The sequence below is a fragment of the Actinoplanes rectilineatus genome, assembly GCF_000962825.1.
GTDB lineage: Bacteria > Actinomycetota > Actinomycetes > Mycobacteriales > Micromonosporaceae > Actinoplanes > Actinoplanes rectilineatus.
On record NZ_JZKF01000032.1, the window covers coordinates 30672 to 49046 of the forward strand.

An 18375-nucleotide genomic window follows, 5' to 3' on the forward strand; every position below is an offset into this window, starting at 1 on the left:
GGAGCTTCCGCCGTGCCCGACAAGGGAATACTTCTGCCGTTCTACCTGGTCGTCGATGTCTCGTACTCGATGTCCGGCCACCGGATCGACCAGGCGAACCTGATACTTCCGGCGGTCGCCGACGCCCTCGCCCAGGCCCCGATCCTGTCGGACAAGGTCCGTTTCGGCGTGCTCGACTTCTCCGACGACGCGCAGGTGGTGCTGCCGCTCTCCGACATGGCCGGCGAGGACGTGCTGCCGAAACTGACCGTGCGCGGCGGCACCGACTTCGGCGCCGCGTTCCGGACCCTGCGCGAGCGGATCCAGCAGGACGTGGGCCAGTTGCGCGCGGACGGTTTCAAGGTGCACCGGCCGGCCGTGTTCTTCCTCAGCGACGGCGAGCCGCGCCACGGCTGGGAGGCCGACTTCACCGCGCTGACCGCGTACGACCGGACCACCCGCACCGGTTTCCAGTGGTATCCGGTGGTGGTGCCGTGCGGGGTCGGCGACGCCGGGCGGGACACGATGCGCCGGCTGGTGCACCCGTACGGCAAGAGCAAGCTGTACATGATGAGCAACGGCGCCGACGCGGCCGAGGCGATCAAGGCGATGGCCGAGGTGCTGATCTCGTCGGTGCTGGCCTCCGGGCAGAGCGCGGTCGACGGCGAGTCCGGGTTCGTCCTGCCCGACGCGAGCCGGCTGCCGTCCGGCATCGACGTCGACGACGACTGGCTGGACTGATGGCCGACCTCAGCGTGTCACGGCCCGGCCCGTGGGACTCCCCGCCCCGCCACGCGGCATCCGAGCCGCCCCGGCATGCGGCACCCGATCCCGGCGAGACGGGCGAGAAGGCCGGGCAGAGCGTCGAGGCGGCCGAGACGGCCGAGATCTGGCCGGTGCTGCTCCCCGACAAGCACCGGCCCGCCGACCCGGACGCGTCACGCCCGCCCTCGACGATCGGCGACCCCGGACGGGCACACGCCGAGGTGCGCCCCCGCCTGCGCGCCGACCCGTCGCAGCCACCGGACACGGTGAGCGACCACGGCACGGCCGGCGCGCTGGACGTGCGGGCGGCGAGCGTCCGCGGCCTGTCGCACCGCGAATCCGGTGCACCCCGGCAGGACGCGTACGGCCTGGCCGTCACCGCCGACGAGCGGTTCCTGATCGTGGCCGTCGCCGACGGCGTCTCGGCCGGACCGCTGTCGCACGTGGCCGCCTCGTTCGTGGCCCGGCGCGGCCCCCGCGACGTCGCCCGGCGGCTGGACTCCGGTGTCGCGCCGGGGAGCCTGCCCTGGCCGGAGATCTTCACCGCGCTGGCCGGGACCATCATCGCCGAGGGCGCCCGCAGCCTGTGCCGTGCCGAACCCGCCCGGTACGCCGCGACCGCCCCGTCCGAGGAGGAGGTAGCCGCGGCGATGGCCACCACGGCGACGTTCCTCGTGTGCCCGGTCGGACCGGCGCTCGGTGCGGTCCGGGAGGTGCAGGTCGCGTGGCTCGGCGACTCGCCGGTCTGGGCGCTGGACCCGGCCGGTGGCTGGCACAACCTGTCCGCGATCAAGGGGTTCGGTGAGGAGGTCGGTTCGTCCGGTGTGGTCGCGCTCCCGCAGGTCCCCCGGGACCCGGCCGACCTGCCGCACGCCTGCTGCCCGGTGCCGGACGACTGGACGCTGCTGGTGATGACCGACGGCACCGGCGACCCGCTCGGCCCGGGGCAGGGTGAGGTGGCGGCCCGGCTGGCCGGCTGGTGGCGGCGCCCGCCCCCGCCGCTGCTCTTCACCGAGCAGGTCGGTTTCGGCAGGCGCAGTTACGACGACGACCGGACGGTGGTCGCGGTCTGGCCGTCCGGCGCGCGGGACCCCGGGTGAACACGGTCGTCGACGCCTCGGTACTCGGACCGATGAGCACGCTGAGTTCCGGGGCGAACGGGGTGATCCGCCGGCTCGAGGCGTTCCGGCTTCCGGGCGTACCCGGAGATCTGGTCTTCAAGGAGTACCGGCCGGCCGGACCGGCCGTGTCGCTCGGTGGCCTGGTGAAGCTGGTCGGTGTCCGGCAGCGGATGGTGGCGCAGCGCCGGGCCGCCCTGGACGAGCTGGCGGCGTGGCCACTGCACGTGGTGACCGGCACGGCCGGGCAGGCGGCCGGGGTGCTGATGCGGCTGATCCCGGACGACTACTTCGAGGAGATGACGCTGCCGTCCGGCGCCCGCAAACGGGTGGCCCGGGAGGTGCAGCACCTGATCGCCGACCCGGCGCGGGCCCGCCGGCACCGGGTGGACGTACCGGCCGACGGCGACCTGACGACCCGGCTGCGGATCTGCGAGCGGTTCGCGTTCGCCTTGTCGCTGCTGCACGGCGCGCAGATCGTCTACGGGGACGTCTCCACCCGCAACGTGCTGTACCGGCTGCGGCCGTACCCGTCGGTGTTCCTGGTGGACTGCGACGCGACCCGGATGAGCGGCAGTTCCGCGGTGAACCGGCAGCTGCACAGCCCGGACTGGAACCCGCCGGAGACCGGTGGGCAGAGCGCCGCCACCGACCGCTACAAGCTCGGCCTCTTCGTGCTGCGCTGTCTGCTCCCCGGCCCCGGCGCGTCGCTGAACCGGGACTGGCAGACCGCCGCGGGGGTGCTCGACCCGGGTGGCCTCGCGCTGCTGCGGCTGTCCCTGGACGGCGCGCCGCAGGGCCGTCCCGCGGCCCGGACCTGGCTGTTCCACCTGCGCGGCCTGCTCGGCTACCGGCCGATGCCGGCGCTGCCCGGCACCGTCCCGGGGCCGCCCGGCGACGGGTCACGCGAGACGGGATGGAGGCGCGGCCCGGATGGCTGGATTCCCGCCTGACCCGCGGGCCCGTCCGGTTCCGGCGTCCGCGTTCCGCCTGGTCGTGTTCGCGTTCGACGGCACGCTGACGGCCGTCCCGGCGATCCGGCGGCAGGCGTCCGACGCGGCCGGCGCCGTGATGGCCCGGCTCGCCGCCGGTCCGGGTGGCACCGACCACCGGTACGCCGCCGTCGTCGCCGGCGAGCACGAGATCCGGCTGATCCCGGTCGGCACACCCGTCCCGTGGGACCTGCGCGCGGCCGGCCCGGGACGGCCGGACCCGGAGGGTGTCACCGTCGCGCTGGCCGGGCTGTCCGCCGAGTTCCTGGCCACGGTCCCGGCCGGCCTGCCCGGCAGCGTCGACGTGCTGGCCCTGGTCGCGCCGGGCGGGCGACCGGAGTGCCCGGACGACCTGCGGATCGGGTTGGCCGCCGCGGAACCCGGCGACGACCTGGCCGAATGCTGGTGGACGGGGCTCGCCGGGCTGCGTGCCGGGCGACGGCGGATCGAGCTGCTGGGGTGAACGCACTCACCACCCGGTACGCCCGGGTCCGGTCCGTGCGCACCAGCCGGGGTGTGGGACTGCCCGGACCGGGCGCGACGCTCGGTTTCCGGTTCCGGCCGGCCGGTCTCGGCACCTACCAGTACGAGCTGGAGACCGTGGACGGCGCGACGGCCCCGCCGCTGCTGGTCGGCTTCCCGGTGCCCGGTGACCGGTCCGGCGACCACGTCGAGGACCTGCACCGGGCGCTGGACGGCCGGACCGGGCCGCTGCCGGCGGGGTTCGCGGCCGCCGCGGTCTGGCACGGTGAGGTGGACCTGCCGGACGGGCGGACCCGCTCGGTGATGCTGGCGCCCGACCCGTACGCGGACGGCTTCCGCACCCTGCACGACACGCTGCTCGACGGGATGCCGCCGCGGATCCGGCTCGAACTGGCGTACGCGGTGGCCGGCGCCGTCCGGGACCTGCACGACGCGGGCGCGGCGTTCGGCGGGCTGAACGCGTCCACCGTGCTGCTGCGGGTCACCGACCGTGGGGTGCGGATCGCCGAGACCGAATCGGTGACGGTGCGGCCCGGCCGGTCCCCGCTGGCCGCCGGGGTGGCCGCCGGTCATCTGGCGCCCGAGGCGTACGACGGTCTCGGCGAGCACCCGGAGGCGATCACCGCGTACGCCGACCGGTGGTCGCTCGCCGTGACGGTCCATCTGCTGCTGACGGGCTTTCACCCGTACCATTTCCTCGCCGATCTGAGCCCGCGCACCATCGACGAGTATCTCGCCGCGCACACCTGGCCCCGGCACCGCCTGGCGGCTTTCGCCCCGTTCGCCGTCGCCTACTCGGCGGCGCTGCAGGCCCTGCCCGGCGACCTGGTCACCCTGTTCGCCCGGGCCTTCCAGCAGGGCCGCGACGATCCACGGGCCCGGCCGGCGGCGGCCGAGTGGCTCGCCGTGCTGGCCTCCTGGATCGGGCAGCCGGCGATCGTCGCCCTGCACGCCGACCGGGGCTGTGTGCTCGCCGGCGACACCGTCACGGTCTCCTGGCAGACCCGGTTCGCCCACCGGATCCTGATCGACGGCCGGGAGTCCGGCGCCGCCGCGGGAAGTGTCGAGGTGGTCGTGGACCGGCCCCGCCGGGTGCTGCTGCGCGCGATCGGCCCGTGCGGCGCGATCGAGGCCGCGACCGGCCGCATCGAGGTGGTCCGGGTGGCGCCGATGCCGATGCCCGACGTGCGGTTCCCGCTCGCGTTCACCCCCGGCGGCGGCGAGCCGGGCGACAGCCGTCTGCGGGCCGCCGCACCGCCGGTGATGCGGCACCACGCGCCGCCGCCGATGCCCGGCCGCCACGTCCCACCGGCCCGGCCCCCGTCCACCGCCCCGCCGCGCCCCACCTGCCCGGCCTTCCCCCGCCGCAGCGACCTCGAAAGGCACGATCCTTGACGTCACAACCTCTGATCTGGCTGTCCGGCGCGGACCCGGAGCTCCTCCGGGCCTGTCCGCACGGGGAGCGGGTCAAGTACGCCGGCCTCGGTGGCGCGGTGCTCACCACCTCGATGCTGAGCGCGCTCTCCTGCGGCTTCGCCCTGAACATGGCGATGGACCTGCCGATCCCGCTCTGTGTACTGCTCGCGCTGGCCTGGGGTGCGGCGATCATGAACCTGGACCGCTGGCTGATCTCCGGGACGCAGCGGCACGCGACGCTGCGGCAGAACATGCTGCTCGCCGCGCCCCGGGTGCTGCTCGGCGTGCTGATCGGGCTGGTGGTGTCCACGCCGCTGACGCTGCGCGTGTTCCAGGACGAGATCAACGCCGAGCTGCGGGTGATGCAGCGGGAGGCGCAGGACTCGTTCGCGCGGCTGCTCGCCTCCGACGCCCGGTTCACCCGGATACCGGCGCTCAGCGAGACCGTGCAGACCATGCAGGCCGACCTGGACCGGGGGCCGGACGTGAGCGGCGACCCGGCGGTGGCGCAGGCCCGGACCGCCTACCAGGCGGCGAGCAAGGCCCACCAGGAGGCGGCCGACGCCGTGCTCTGCGAACAGGACGGCCGGTGCGGCAGCAAGCAGCGCGGCACCGGGCCGTCGTACCAGGCGAAGGTCCGGGAGCGGAACCGTCTCGCGCAGGAGAAGACCGAGAGCCGGGAGGTGCTGGCGGCGGCCGAGAAGACCGCGCACGGCACCCGGGCCGGCACCCTCACCCGGATGCGCGCCGACCTGGCCGCCACCCGGGAGACGCTGGCCGCGGCGGTCGCCGCCAAGGAGGCCGCACAGCAGGAGTTCGGCGCCTCCGAACAGGAGAACAGCGGCCTGCTCGCCCGGATGAACGCGCTGGGCCGGCTCGGCGACAAGGACCTCACCATGGGCCTCGCGCACCTGGTGCTGATCCTGTTCCTGGCCGCGTTCGAGGTACTCCCGGTGGTCTTCAAGATTCTTCTGGGGGCGGGGGTGCCGAGCGTCTACGACCGGCTGCGTGACCGCAAGGACGAACTGGTGCACGACCGGGTGGCCGGGGAGATGGGTGCGGAGGAGGACCTGGCCGCCTACGAACGGCAGGCGCGGCAGGCAGCGGAACGGGCGTCGGTCGACGCGTACGTGCAGGAGGTGGTCGAGGTGCAGCGGCAGGTGGCGTCCACGGTGATGCAGCGCTGGCGGCAGCAGCAGTTGTCCGCCGCCCGGCACGACCCGTCCCGGTTCATGGTGCCGCCCGGGGACGACGACGACACGCTGGTGCTGGGCTCGGCGCTGCCGCACGTCCCGGCCCAGCACAACCCGAACCTGCCCTGATCAGCGCTCCAGGATGGCGACCACGCCCTGGCCGCCGGCCGCGCAGATGGAGATCAGGCCGCGGCCCGAGCCCTTCTCCGCCAGCAGCTTGGCCAGGGTGGCGACGATCCGGCCGCCGGTCGCGGCGAACGGGTGGCCCGCCGCCAGCGAGGAGCCGTTGACGTTCAGCCTGGACCGGTCGATCGCGCCGAGCGGGCCGTCCAGACCGAGCCGCGTCTTGCAGAACTCGGTGGACTCCCAGGCCGCCAGGGTCGACAGCACCTGCGACGCGAACGCCTCGTGGATCTCGTAGAAGTCGAAGTCCTGCAGGGTCAGGCCGTTGCGCGCGAGCAGCCGGGGCACCGCGTAGGCGGGCGCCATCAGCAGGCCCTCGTCGCCGTGCACGTAGTCGACGGCGGCGGTCTGCGAATCGGTGAGGAACGCGAGCGGGGTGAGCGAACGCGACGCCGCCCACTCCTCGGAGGCCAGCAGGACCGTGGCGGCGCCGTCGGTCAGCGGGGTGGAGTTGCCCGCCGTCATCGTCGGCTCGTCGCTGCCGTAGACCGTCTTCAGCGACGCCAGCTTCTCCAGCGTGGTGTCGGGACGCAGGTTCTGGTCCCGGGTCAGCCCCAGGAACGGCGTCAGAAGATCGTCGAAGAAGCCTCTCTCGTACGCCGCCGCGAGCCGCTGATGTGACGTGTGGGCGAGTTCGTCCTGCTCGCCCCGGCCGATGTCCCACTTCAGCGCGGTCAGGGCCGCGTGCTCACCCATCGACAGGCCGGTCCGCGGCTCGGAGTTGCGCGGCAGCTCCGGCTGGAACGCGTGCTGGGGGCGCAGCTTGCCGGCCGCCTTGGCCCGGGCGCCGAACGAGCGGGCCCGGCCGAGTTCCAGCAGGGTGCGGCGCATCTGCTCGTTGAGCTGCAGGGGCGCGTCCGACGTGGTGTCCACGCCGCCGGCCACCCCGGCGTCGATCTGCCCGAGCGCGATCTTGTTGCCGACCAGGATCGCGGTCTCCAGCCCGGTGCCGCAGGCCTGCTGCACGTCGTAGGCCGGGGTGCGCGGGTCGAGGCGGGACCCGAGCACCACCTCACGGGTCAGGTTGAAGTCCCGCGAGTGTTTGAGGACCGCGCCCGCGGCCACCTCGCCGAGCTGCTCGCCGGCCAGGCCGAACCGCGCGACCAGGCCGTCCAGTGCCGCGGTCAGCATGTCCTGGTTCGACGCGTCGGCATAACGGCTGTTGGACCGGGCGAACGGGATCCGGTTTCCGCCGAGGATCGCCACACGGCGTGCGTCAGGCACGTTGTCCTCCAGATAGTTCAGCACGCAGGCATCGACCGAAAGCTACTCACCGGTAGGCTACCCGTATGGCTGACAGGTACGCGAACTTCGCCAACTCCGGTCTCGGCCGGACCGTGGTCAAGCGGCTCGGTCTGCCTGATCCGCCCCGGCTGCGGCGGCACCGGCCCGGCGACCCGCTCACCACCGGACCGGTCCTGCTCGGCGCGGCCCCCGGCGGCCGTCTCGCCGAACCGGTCCGCAAACTCCTGGACGCCGCCGGTGTCACGGTCGTCGACCCGGAGGGCGAGGTCACCGGCGCCGGGGCGCTGATCTTCGACGCGACCGGGATCACCCGGACCTCCGGCCTGCGGGCTCTTTTCGACTTCTTCCATCCGTACGCGAGAGCACTGCAGTCCTCCGGCCGCGTGATCGTGCTGGGCACCCCACCGCAAGCCACCGCCGGGCCGCAGGAGGCGACCGCGCAGCGGAGCCTGGAGGGCCTGACCCGCAGCATCGGCAAGGAGTTCGGGCGTGGGGTGACCGCCCAGCTGGTCTACGTCGAAGCGGGCGGCGAGACGGCCGTCGAGTCGACGCTGCGGTTCCTGCTGAGCGGGCGGTCCGCCTACGTCTCCGGCCAGGTGATCCGGATCGGCTCGGGCACCGCACCCGTCCCGGCCGACTGGGAACGCCCGCTGGACGGCAAACTCGCCCTGGTCACCGGGGCGGCCCGGGGCATCGGCGCGGCCATCGCCCGGACCCTGGCCCGCGACGGCGCCGACGTGATCGCGCTGGACGTGCCGGCCGCCGGCGACGCCCTGGCCGGGGTGGCCAACGAGACCCGGGGCCGGGCCCTGCAACTCGACCTGACCGCCGCGGATGCCGCCGGACGCCTCGCCGGATACCTGGCGGCCGGCCCGCGCGCCGGGATCGACATCCTGGTCCACAACGCCGGCATCACCCGCGACAAGACCATCGCCCGGATGTCCGAGGACCGCTGGGACGCGGTGCTCGGCGTCAACCTGACCGCACCGGAACGCGTCAACGAACTCCTCCTGGAACGCGGGCTGATCCCGCCGGGCGGGCGGATCGTCGGCGTCGCGTCGATCGCGGGTATCGCCGGCAACCGGGGCCAGACCAACTACGCCACCAGCAAGGCCGGGGTCATCGGCCTGGTCCAGTCGCACGCCCCGCTGCTCACCGGCCGCGGCGTCACGATCAACGCGGTGGCGCCCGGCTTCATCGAGACGGCGATGACCGCGAGGATGCCGGCCGGGCTCCGCGAGGCCGGCCGCCGCCTCAACAGCCTGTCCCAGGGCGGGCTGCCGATCGACGTGGCGGAGACGATCGCCTGGCTGGCCTCACCGGGCTCCGCGGCGATCACCGGCAACGTGGTCCGGGTGTGCGGACAGAGCCTGCTGGGGGCCTGACATGACCACCGGTTCGTCCTACGTACGGGCGGCGCTCGGATCGCTGCCGGGCCGGGCGCGCGGGGCGGCGCTGCCCGACGGCGCGGCTACCCGGCAGGCGGTCGTGGTGGACCGGGAGCACCTGGCCGCGTACGACCGGGTGTGCGGGTTCCGCCTCGGCGACGTGCTGCCGGCTACCTATCCGCATGTGCTGGCGTTCCCGCTGGCCATGCGCCTGATGACCACACCCGGGTTCCCGCTGCCGCTGGTCGGTCTGGTGCACGTGGCCAACCGGATCACCGTGCGGCGCCCGGTCGGCGCGGCGTCACCGCTCGATCTCGCGGTCCGGACGGTGGACCTGCGGGATCATCCACGCGGACGGCAGTTCGACCTGGTGGCGAGCGCCTCGGTGGACGGGGTTCCGGTCTGGGAGAGCGTCTCCACCTACCTGCGGATCACCCGGCCGTCGCCGGGCACGACCACGCCGCCGCCCGTCGCGGACGCGTCGTTCCCGTCGAACGCGGTGTGGCGGGTGCCCGCCGGCGTCGGCGGTGCCTACGCGGCCGTCTCCGGCGACCGCAACCCGATCCACACGTCGGCGCTGGGCGCCCGGCTGTTCGGGTTCCCGCGACCGATCGCCCACGGCATGTGGACGAAGGCGCGAGCCCTGGCCGCGCTGGAGGGCCGGCTGCCGGAGGCGTACACCGTGGAGGTCGCCTTCAAACAGCCGGTGCCGCTGCCGGCCCGGGTCCGTTTCCAGGCCGCCCGCGAGGGCGACGGCTGGCGCTTCGCCCTGACCTCCCGGCGCCCCCACCTGACCGGTTCCGTCACCGTCGGCTGATTTCGACACTCGTCACTGGCTGATACCCTGTGCATCACGCTTCCCGGGACATTCGGGGGTCACCGGTGCGCCTAGACTTTCGCCGTCACCTCGTCCTTCTTCTCATCCTCGGCCTCGCCGCCGGCGGCTGCTCCAGCGGGCCGCCGGACGATCCGACACCACCCACCGTCGACGAGCTCAGGCAGCAGGCCGGGCTGATCGGCCTCGGCAAGCTGCGCATCGCCGTGCCGGACAACCAGCCCGGCATGAGTTTCATCGAGAACGGGCGACGGGCCGGATTCGACGTCGAGATCGCCCGCATGATCGCCGGGAACCTCGGCTTCGAGAGCGAGGAGAAGATCGAATGGCACACGATCACCCGTAACAGCGAGCGGATCGCGTTTCTCAAGAACGACGCGGTCGACCTGGTCCTCGGCAGCTTCTCGATCACCGACGAGCGCAAGAAGGACGTCGCGTTCGCCGGCCCCTACCTGATCACCGAGCAGGGCATCCTCACCGCGGCCGACGCCGGCATCGGTGAGATGGAGGACCTCCGCAAACCCGGCAACCGGGTGTGCACCGTCGCCTCCTCCACCTCCGAAGGCCTGCTCCGGGCCCGGGACATCCCGTTCCAGCCGCAGAACACCGTCGAGGCGTGCTTCGCCAAACTCGACAAGGGCGAGGTCCGCGCGGTGAGCAGCGACCGGACCCTGCTGGCCGGGTTCCGGGAGACCAGCCGCACCGACACCGGCGACTACCGCTTCACGCTGCCGGACATCGCCCTCGGCCTGGAGGGGATGAACGGCATCGAGTCGCTCGGCATCGGCATGAACAAGGACCGGACCGCCCTGCACCAACTGGTCCGGCACTTCCTGCAGAAGAGCTACGACCGGCAGAGCACCGGAGTCCCCGACCCGTGGAACGCCGCCTTCCAGAAATATCTCAAGCCCCTCGAAGGCGGGCTGGAGAGCAACCACCCGAAGCCGGAGGACGTCACCGAGGTCGGGGGCTGAACGATGCGGCGGATCTTCCACTGGCTGCCCCGGATCGCCGCCGCGACAGTGTTCCTGCTGATGGCGAGCTTGACCGTCGTCGCCGTCGTGCAGCAGCGCCGCGGCACGGCGGCCAGCGTCTCCGTCGACCAGCTGATCCGGGCGGCCGGCCTGCGCCCCGACCGGATCCGGATCGCCGTCTTCGAGGACCAGCCCGGCCTGGGATACCTCGAGAACGGCCGGCACGCCGGCTTCGACGTGGACATCGCCCGGATGGTCGCCCGCGGACTCGGGTACGCCGACGACGACCGGATCGAGTGGCACCGGATGCGCAACAACATCGACCGGATCCTGATGCTCAAGAACGACCAGGCCGACCTGGTGATCGGCAGCTTCTCGATCACCGACGAGCGCAAACGCGACGTCGCCTTCGCCGGCCCCTACCTGATCACCGAGCAGGGCGTCCTGGCCTCCGCCGAAGCCGGGCTCACCGGCGTCGACGACCTTCGCAGACCGGAGAACCGCATGTGTACGGTCGCCGGCTCCACGTCGGAACGCCTCCTCATGACACTCGGCTTCCCGGTGACCGGCCTGAACGGGATCAACGAATGCTTCGACCGTCTGGCGGCCGGTGACTTCGTGGCGATCAGCACCGACAAGACGCTGCTGGCGGGCTTCGACGCCCGGGACCCGAGCCGGTACCAGCTCCTCGACCTTCCGCCGGGCGAGGACGGGCAGCCGGCGGTCCAGGAACGGATCGGCATCGGGATCCGCAAGGACAACATCGCTCTGCGTACGCTCGTCGACCACCTCCTGGACCGGATCTACCGTCAGCAACAGCGCGGGCTGACCACGGATTGGCAGCGGGCCTACAACGCGCATCTGGCGGCGGCGACCGCGACGTCACATCAGCCCCCGCCGGACGAGCGGCCGGAGTTGCTGGACTACGACTCGAAGGGGCCGACGCGGTGAACGGGCCGGCCGCGCCTTCCACTCCCCCGCAGCCTTCTCCCCCGCCGCCGTCCTCGTCCTCATCCACGCCACCGTCCTCATCCCCAGCGCCGCCGCCCTCATCCTCATCGCCGCCGCCCTCATCGCCGCCGCCCTCATCCCCGGCGCCGCCGCCCTCACCCCCATCACCGCCCCCGTCACCGCCGTCGTCCTCGTCGCCGGAGTCGAATGGCAGCAGTCAGGCGTTCTGGAGCCTGATCGTCGCGATCCCGACCGTCGCCGCTCTGATGCGCCTCTGGGTAGAGGCCGGCGGCCAGCTCCAGACAATGCTGCTGATCGTGGCGGACGCCGGCGCCAGCGCCCTGCTCTCCGCCACGCTGGTGACCGGCCTTCCGGTGATCAGCGGTGTCCTGGTGGCCGTCATGGTGACCGGCTGTTTCGTGGCCGCCCCGCCGGAGCAGCGCGCGCCGCTGTTCACCCGCTGGGCCCGGACCGCCCCGCTCTGGCTGGTCGCGATGATCCTGGTCGCCGCCCTCGCCACCTGGCGGATCATGTATCTCCCGCTGCTGCTCTTCGCCGTCGCGGTGCTGCTCGACCTGCCGGTGGCCGCCCGGGTACCGCGCCTGACCGGCCTGCGCGGGGTGGTCCTGCTGGCCCTGGCATCGCTCGGCGTCACCTGGCCGGTCATCGTCGAGGCGCTGGGCCGCGGCGAACTCCTGCCCGCCGCGCTCTTCGCCCTGCCGCCGGTGTGCACCATCGTGGTGGTGCTACTGCACCGGAGCGTCGGCCTCCGCGGCCCGGCCCGGACGATCGCCCCACTGGTCCAGGCCGCGGTGATCCTGATCGGACTCTGGGCGGTGCTGCCGGTCACCTCCGCGCCGGTCCTCCCGTTCACCGTGACGATGACCGAGGGCCTCCCCGAGTACGACACGACAGGCGTCCGCGGCTCGGTGATCGGCTCCGACGACGTGCTGACCGCCATCCTGCGGGAGAGCGGCGGGGTGGCGTACATCCGCAACGAGCAGATCACCGGCCGGATCTCCTGCCCGTCGCCGGAGGAACTGCCCCGCTACCGCCTGCGGGTCCGGGACCTGCACATCGAGGACTCACTGCTGGAGGCGGTGGGCCGGCGGGTGCGGCCGGCCGCCCCGATCGACGCGGCCTGCCGCCAGCGCTGACCGCACGCTCCGGGCCGGGGTCAGCAGTCTTCTGGGCGAGGAACAGTCAGCAGCTCTTCTTGAGTCAGCAGCTCTTCTTGAGTCAGCAGCTCTTCTTGACGACGAGCCGTCAGCAGCTCTTCTTGACGACGAGCGGAAGGTTGCGGGTGGCCTTCTTCGCCGACCCGACCTCGGTCTCGGTGACCCGGCTGAACACCCGACGGCAGGCCGAGAGCTTGACCTTCGTGAACTACAGCTTCACCGAGGTGCGCTGGTAGTCGGCGTCCGCACAGGACGGCTTGCAGGTATCGACGTTACGCGTCGCGGTCGCGTACCCCGTGGGCGTGCTCAGCGACGTCACGTCGGCCGGGCGCCGCCTCCGGTCGGCCCGGGCGCCGCCTCCGGTCGGCCCGCGCGCCTGCGCCGGTCGGCCCGTGCGCCGGCGCCGTTCAGCCGCTCGCGGCCACCCCGGGGCCGTCGCCGAGATCGGAAGAGGTCGAGTGGCGTTCCGGCCACCCCTGCCGTCGACTGCGGTCCGTCCGGGGGGCGGAAACGACCGTGGGCAGCGGAACGACCGTAGGCGGGGGAATCGACCGTAGGCGACGGAAACGACCGTGGGCGACGGCTGGGCGGCCCTGAGCCGTCGTCGATGGCTGATTGCCGTCCCGAAAACAGCCGTGGTCGACGGCTCGACCGACTCAGCCGTCGGCTGCGGTCCATCCGCGGGCCGAAAACAACCGCCGACGACGGCCGGGCGACCCCGAGCCGTCGCTCACGGATGATTCCCACCCTCCCGAACAGCCGCGACCGACGGCTCAACCGACCCGGCCGTCGACCACGGCCCACCCACGAACCGAAAACAACCGTGGGCGACGGCCAGCAGTCGCACCATGCCACCCAACTCAAGTTGACCTTGGACGTGGCCACGCGCTGCGACAAACGGCTGCGCTGATGCGACCGCCACCGCCGACCTCCGACCGCCACGTCCGAACGCCACCGCCGACCTCCGACCTCCGACCTCCGACCTCCGACCTCCGACCTCCGACCTCCGACCTCCGAGGATCGTCGGGCAGCTCGAGGACGCCTTCCATCGGCTGCACCGGCAACGAAACCTGTTTCTGCACGCCGCTGACCTGACGTCGATAGCACTCTCGGGGACTCTTCGGACCGTCGCACCTCTGGTCGGCGCCGGCATCGACCGGATCGTCCACGCCAACGCCCAGGCCGGGAGGTCGCCCCCGGAGGGGCGGCGACGGAGGGGGCGGCGACGGAGGGGGCGGTCCACGGCGACACCCGGTTCGCCAGGTCAACGCAGGCGGCGGGCGAGCCAGGCGGCGCAGGCCCGCCCCTGGTCGTGCTGGAGGCGGCGCAGGCCGGGGGCGTGCGGGATCTCCGGCCGGTGGGCCGCGTTGAACCAGTGGCCGGTCCAGCCGGCGAGGAGGACGTTCACCTCGTGGGCGGGGGCCGCCGCCCACACCGACGCGGCCAGGATCCGTTCCGCGTCCAGGCCGCCGCGGGTCAGGTCGACGCCGAGCAGGATCAGGTCGGCCCAGCCGGGGGCGGTCCAGCGGTGGGTCCAGTCGACGATCCGCAGCCGGCCGTCCGGGCCGCGGACCAGGTTGTCGCGGCGCAGGTCGCCGTGGTGCAGGTGGTCGCCGCCGGAGAGGGCCGGGACCCAGTCCTCCTCGAGGGTGGCGAGCCGGTGGAGGTCGAGGCCGGACCAGAGCGGGATGCCCGTCAGGTGGGCGACGTGCGGCGGGTCGGGCATGTCGCGGCCGGCCAGGGCTCGGGCGGTGCCCACCATCTCGCCCTGGAAATCGTGGGCGAACGGGACCGCACCGGCCAGGCGGCACGGGCGGGTGCCGGCGGCCAGGCGGGCGGTCAGGTCGAGGATCGCCGGCACGTCACCCGGTGCCCATGCCTCGACGTGGCCGGCCGGCAGGTGGTCCCAGGCCACCGCGCACCAGTCGGCCAGCGTCACGGTGGCCAGTACCGGCGGGGCCAGGGTGCGGTCGGTGAGTGCGGCGTCGCAGGCGACCGCGGTGTGCAGGCCCTGGTGGCGGTCCGGGTCGCCGCTGGCTTTGACGAAGGTCCGCCGGCCGTCGGCCAGTGTGAGGGTGGAGGCGACGGTGGGGGTGAAACCGGCCGGTGCGGCGGTCTCCGCGACCACGGGGGATCCGAGCGCGTCACCCAGGGCGGTGACGACCTCGGGGGGAGCCTGCCGGAACAGCGGACGTGGCACACCGCCAACATATCGATGAACCTTGTGTGTTCCGGGTCACGTCCCTAAAGTTACCGCCGAGTTCAACCCGTCGCCGGAAAGGCTGATCGGACGTGGAGTTCTGGCTCGACCTCAACGAGGAGCAACAAGACCTGCGCGAGTGGGTGCACGGCTTCGCCTCGTCCGTGATCCGGCCCGCCGCCGCCGAGTGGGACGAGCGGGAGGAGACCCCGTGGCCGGTCCTGCAGGAGGCGGCGAAGATCGGGCTCTACGGCTTCGAGTTCCTGGTGAACACCTGGGCGGACACGGCGGGGCTGAGCCTGCCGGTGGCCAACGAGGAGCTGTTCTGGGGTGACGGCGGGATCGGCATGGCGATCTCCGGCACGTCGCTGGCGGTGGCCGCGATCTACGGGTCGGGCACGCCGGATCAGCTGGTCGAGTGGGTGCCGCAGTGCTTCGGTGACGCGGCCGACCCGAAGGTGGCGGCGTTCTGCAGCACCGAGCCGGAGGCCGGGTCGGACGTGGCGTCGATGCGCACCCGGGCGGTCTACCACGAGGCGACCGACGAGTGGGTGCTCAGCGGCCAGAAGGCGTATGCGACCAACGGCGGCATCGCGAACGTGCACGTGGTGACGGCGAGCGTCGATCCGTCGCTGGGTCGCGTGGGCAGGCCGCGTTCGTCGTGCCGCCCGGCACGAGGGGCCTGGCCGGCACGAGGAAGCTGAAGAAGCTGGGCCTGCGGGCCTCGCACACCGCGGACGTGTTCCTCGACGACGTTCGGGTCCCCGGCAGCTGTCTGCTCGGCGACAAGGAGTCGCTGGACCGCCGCCTGGCCCGGGCCCGGGAGGGTCAGCGGGCCACCAAGCAGGCCGCGATGCGAACCTTCGAGCTGTCGCGGCCCGCGGTGGGCGCGCAGGCGATCGGCATCGCGCGGGCCGCCTACGAGTACGCCTTGGAGTACGCGAAGAACCGCGTGCAGTTCGGCCGTCCCATCATCGAGAACCAGGCGGTGGCGTTCGCGCTCGCCGACATGCGTACCGAGATCGACGCGGCGCGGCTGCTGGTGTGGCGGGCGGCGTGGATGGGCCGTAACGAGCGGCCGTTCGGCGCCGGTGAGGGCTCGATGTCGAAGCTGAAGGCCGGCGAGGTGGCGGTGTCCGTCACCGAGAAGGCGGTGCAGATCCTCGGTGGCGCCGGTTACCTGCGGGAGCATCCGGTGGAACGGATGTTCCGGGACGCCAAGATCTACACGATCTTCGAGGGCACGTCGGAGATCCAGCGGCTGGTCATCGCCCGCGCCATCTCCGGAGTCCAGATCCGCTAGGGCTTGTCCTATTATGCCGGGAGGCTGACAGAGTGGACGCCGCCTTCATCGCCTCGACCATGGCCCGCCGTGGCCTGCTGACGCCGGGGCGTCCGGGCCGTGTCGTGCGCCAGTTCGCCGCGCTCGGCCGGTGGGGTTTCGGTCTCGCCGGTGAGTTGCGGCAGGCCGCGGCCCGCAGTCCGGAACGGATCGCGGTGGTCGACGACGAGCGCCGCCTGACGTACGCCCAGCTGCTCGGTCGCGCCGAGCGGCTGGCCGGGGCGTTGCCGGCCGGTCCGGGTGACCGGGTCGGGCTGCTCTGCCGCAACTCGGTCCGGATGGTGGAGTCGCTGATCGGGACGACCATCCGCGGCGCCGACCCGGTGCTGATCAATACCGGGCTCTCCGCGCACCAGCTGGCCGAAGTGACGAAAAACCAGGGCCTGCGGGTGCTGATCCACGACGACGAGTTCACCGACCAGGTCGCGTTGCTGACCGGCGTCGAGCGGCTCAACGAGCGGCGGATCGCCGACATGATCGCGGAGACGTCGCCGGAGGCCGCGCTGTCGCCGCCCGCGCGTCCGGGACGGACCGTCGTGCTCACCTCGGGGACGACCGGCGTGCCCAAGGGTGCCCGGCGGCCCACGCCCGGTGGTTTCCGCCCGCTCTGCTCGGTGATCGACCGGATCCCGCTGCGGGCCGGCGACACTGTGATGATCTCCGCGCCGCTCTTCCACACCTGGGGTTTCGCCGGGCTGCAGATCGCGTTGGCGCTGCGCGCGACGATCGTGCTGCAACGGCGGTTCGACGCGGCGGCCGCGCAGGCCACCATGGCCGGACGGTCGGTGGACGCGCTCATCGGCGTACCCGTCATGCTGCAGCAGCTGATGGATCTCCCGGCGTCGGCGAAACGGCCGAGCCTGAGGGTGGCCGCGGTCAGCGGTTCCGCGCTTCCGGGCGGGCTGGCCGGCCGGTTCATGGACCGGTTCGGCGACGTCCTCTACAACCTGTACGGCTCGACCGAGGCGTCCTGGGTCTCCATCGCCACGCCGGCCGACCTGCGGGCCGCGCCGAACACCGCCGGGCGTCCGCCGTACGGCACCCGGGTAGCGGTGCTCGGCGACGACGGCCGGCCGGTGCCGGACGGCACGGTGGGCCGCCTGTTCGTGGTCAACGAGATGCTGTTCGAGGGCTACACCGACGACGCGGACACCCGGATGTGCGAGGGCATGCTGGGCACCGGCGATCTGGGGCACCGGGACGCCGACGGCCGGGTGTTCGTGGACGGCCGGGAGGACGACATGATCGTCTCCGGGGGTGAGAACGTCCATCCCGGCGAGGTGGCCGACCTGCTCGCCGGCCTGCCGCAGGTCCGGGACGTGGCGGTGATCGGGGTGCCGGACGACGAGTTCGGTCAGCGGCTGGCGGCCTATCTGGTGCTGCGCGACGGCGAGACGCTCGATCACGAGGCGGTCCGCGCGCACGTCCGCCGGCACCGGGCCCGGTTCTGCGTGCCGCGGGACGTCGTCTTCCTGGACGAGCTGCCCCGCAACGCCACCGGCAAGGTCCTCGCCCGGGAGCTGCCCCGCAACGGCTGAACGCGAACTCTTCTCCCCTTGCGTCTTTCCGCATCCCGGGTGGACCGCGCCGGAACGCTCCGACCATCGTGACGTATGCGGCTGATGCAGGTCGACGCGTTCCGGCACCTGTTCCGCGACGTCCGGCGGTCCGCGTTCCATCTGGAGGTCTCGGACGTCTACGACACCCCGGAGGAGAACGAGCCGTTCCGGCGTTTCCTGGCCGGCGAGCCGGACGACTTCGGTTGGCAGCGGTCCTGGCTCGATCTGATCCGGCGGACCACCGCGGCCGGCTGCGTGGTGGAACGTCTGCGGGTGGTCACGGTGCCGCACGGCGACTACACCCGCTGGCTGCTCAGCCTGTCCGGGCTGAACGTGGCGGCCGGCGAGCGGATCCGCTGGCTGCCCCGGGACGAGGTGGGCGGGCTGCCGGTCAGTACCGACGACTTCTGGGTCTTCGACGACCGCCGGGTCGTGTACACCCTGGTCGACCAGGACGGCACGTTCGCCGGCGGCGCGGAGACCGACGACCCGGCGACGGTCGCCCGCTGCCTGCTGATCCGCGACATGCTCTGGCCGGTCGCGATCCCGCACGACGTCTACACCAAGTCCTGAC

16 protein-coding genes and 1 pseudogene are annotated in these 18375 nt (G+C 72.9%); 15 read left to right on the forward strand and 2 right to left on the reverse strand.

From position 1 onward, the window contains the following. Nucleotides 1-12 precede the first annotated feature (12 nt). The 6 genes from WH85_RS23640 to WH85_RS48965 are packed head-to-tail and all read left to right on the forward strand — an operon-like array spanning nt 13 to nt 6075. Nucleotides 13-720: a vWA domain-containing protein gene (locus tag WH85_RS23640; protein WP_045744165.1), complete on the forward strand. Its 708-nt coding sequence runs from the start codon at nt 13-15 to the stop codon at nt 718-720. Further along, nucleotides 720-1844, forward strand: coding sequence for a protein phosphatase 2C domain-containing protein (locus WH85_RS23645; RefSeq protein ID WP_045744166.1), 1125 nt, complete (start codon nt 720-722; stop codon nt 1842-1844). Before WH85_RS23640 ends, WH85_RS23645 begins: the two co-directional genes overlap by 1 nt. Further along, nucleotides 1841-2815, forward strand: coding sequence for a protein kinase family protein (locus WH85_RS23650; RefSeq protein ID WP_045744167.1), 975 nt, complete (start codon nt 1841-1843; stop codon nt 2813-2815). The genes WH85_RS23645 and WH85_RS23650 overlap by 4 nt, the downstream gene beginning before the upstream one ends. Next, the gene (locus WH85_RS53780; protein WP_045744168.1) at nt 2796-3317 is read left to right on the forward strand and encodes a hypothetical protein; all 522 of its coding nucleotides are present in this window, start codon (nt 2796-2798) and stop codon (nt 3315-3317) included. The genes WH85_RS23650 and WH85_RS53780 overlap by 20 nt, the downstream gene beginning before the upstream one ends. Further along, nucleotides 3314-4732, forward strand: coding sequence for a hypothetical protein (locus tag WH85_RS51680; protein ID WP_045744169.1), 1419 nt, complete (start codon nt 3314-3316; stop codon nt 4730-4732). Before WH85_RS53780 ends, WH85_RS51680 begins: the two co-directional genes overlap by 4 nt. After that, complete coding sequence (locus tag WH85_RS48965) at nt 4729-6075, forward strand: DUF4407 domain-containing protein (protein ID WP_045744170.1); 1347 nt, start codon at nt 4729-4731, stop codon at nt 6073-6075. The genes WH85_RS51680 and WH85_RS48965 overlap by 4 nt, the downstream gene beginning before the upstream one ends. On the opposite strand, the gene WH85_RS23670 is transcribed toward WH85_RS48965, so the two are convergent. After that, nucleotides 6076-7353: an acetyl-CoA C-acetyltransferase gene (locus WH85_RS23670; protein WP_045744206.1), complete on the reverse strand. Its 1278-nt coding sequence runs from the start codon at nt 7351-7353 to the stop codon at nt 6076-6078. It lies immediately after the preceding gene. 65 nt (nt 7354-7418) lie between these two features. Between WH85_RS23670 and WH85_RS23675 the strand changes: the two genes are divergently transcribed. From WH85_RS23675 to WH85_RS23700, 6 genes are all read left to right on the forward strand, one after another. Continuing rightward, a complete protein-coding gene (locus WH85_RS23675; protein ID WP_045744171.1) occupies nt 7419-8759 on the forward strand; it encodes a 3-oxoacyl-ACP reductase in 1341 nt (446 codons plus the stop codon). Between the two features lies 1 nt (nt 8760). Beyond that, nucleotides 8761-9579 (forward strand): MaoC family dehydratase, encoded by an 819-nt coding sequence (locus WH85_RS23680; RefSeq protein ID WP_045744172.1) that lies wholly within the window; start codon nt 8761-8763, stop codon nt 9577-9579. 65 nt (nt 9580-9644) lie between these two features. After that, nucleotides 9645-10571: a transporter substrate-binding domain-containing protein gene (locus WH85_RS47340; protein WP_052720743.1), complete on the forward strand. Its 927-nt coding sequence runs from the start codon at nt 9645-9647 to the stop codon at nt 10569-10571. 3 nt (nt 10572-10574) lie between these two features. Next, nucleotides 10575-11522: a transporter substrate-binding domain-containing protein gene (locus WH85_RS23690; RefSeq protein WP_045744173.1), complete on the forward strand. Its 948-nt coding sequence runs from the start codon at nt 10575-10577 to the stop codon at nt 11520-11522. A gap of 266 nt (nt 11523-11788) precedes the next feature. Next, nucleotides 11789-12679, forward strand: a complete 891-nt coding sequence (locus WH85_RS23695; protein WP_157411190.1) for a hypothetical protein — start codon at nt 11789-11791, stop codon at nt 12677-12679. A 59-nt stretch (nt 12680-12738) separates the two neighbouring features. Further along, nucleotides 12739-12936: a hypothetical protein gene (locus WH85_RS23700; RefSeq protein WP_045744175.1), complete on the forward strand. Its 198-nt coding sequence runs from the start codon at nt 12739-12741 to the stop codon at nt 12934-12936. Between the two features lie 1028 nt (nt 12937-13964). Here WH85_RS23700 and WH85_RS23705 read toward each other — a convergent pair. Next, entirely contained in the window at nt 13965-14900 is a 936-nt protein-coding gene (locus WH85_RS23705) for a hypothetical protein (RefSeq protein WP_045744176.1), read from the reverse strand. A gap of 92 nt (nt 14901-14992) precedes the next feature. On the opposite strand from WH85_RS23705, the pseudogene WH85_RS23710 reads away from it, so the two are divergent. The 3 genes and pseudogenes from WH85_RS23710 to WH85_RS23720 all read left to right on the forward strand — a co-directional run bounded on the left by WH85_RS23710 (nt 14993) and on the right by WH85_RS23720 (nt 18374). Continuing rightward, nucleotides 14993-16203, forward strand: a pseudogene (locus WH85_RS23710) (acyl-CoA dehydrogenase family protein). Nucleotides 16204-16235: 32 nt separating this feature from the next. Beyond that, entirely contained in the window at nt 16236-17780 is a 1545-nt protein-coding gene (locus WH85_RS23715; RefSeq protein ID WP_045744177.1) for an AMP-binding protein, read from the forward strand. Nucleotides 17781-17855: 75 nt separating this feature from the next. Further along, nucleotides 17856-18374 carry a DUF6879 family protein gene (locus tag WH85_RS23720; RefSeq protein WP_045744178.1) on the forward strand — a complete coding sequence of 173 codons (519 nt, stop codon included), beginning with the start codon at nt 17856-17858 and terminating at the stop codon, nt 18372-18374. The last annotated feature ends 1 nt before the right edge of the window (nt 18375 follow it).

Bases quoted from the DNA above. Each gene is read 5' to 3' on its own strand.
- WH85_RS23645 (WP_045744166.1), top strand. From the start codon at position 720: ATGGCCGACCTCAGCGTGTCACGGCCCGGCCCGTGGGACTCCCCGCCC.
- WH85_RS53780 (WP_045744168.1), top strand. From the start codon at position 2,796: ATGGCTGGATTCCCGCCTGACCCGCGGGCCCGTCCGGTTCCGGCGTCC.
- WH85_RS23675 (WP_045744171.1), top strand. From the start codon at position 7,419: ATGGCTGACAGGTACGCGAACTTCGCCAACTCCGGTCTCGGCCGGACC.
- WH85_RS23680 (WP_045744172.1), top strand. From the start codon at position 8,761: ATGACCACCGGTTCGTCCTACGTACGGGCGGCGCTCGGATCGCTGCCG.
- WH85_RS23690 (WP_045744173.1), top strand. From the start codon at position 10,575: ATGCGGCGGATCTTCCACTGGCTGCCCCGGATCGCCGCCGCGACAGTG.
- WH85_RS23695 (WP_157411190.1), top strand. From the start codon at position 11,789: ATGCGCCTCTGGGTAGAGGCCGGCGGCCAGCTCCAGACAATGCTGCTG.
- WH85_RS23720 (WP_045744178.1), top strand. From the start codon at position 17,856: ATGCGGCTGATGCAGGTCGACGCGTTCCGGCACCTGTTCCGCGACGTC.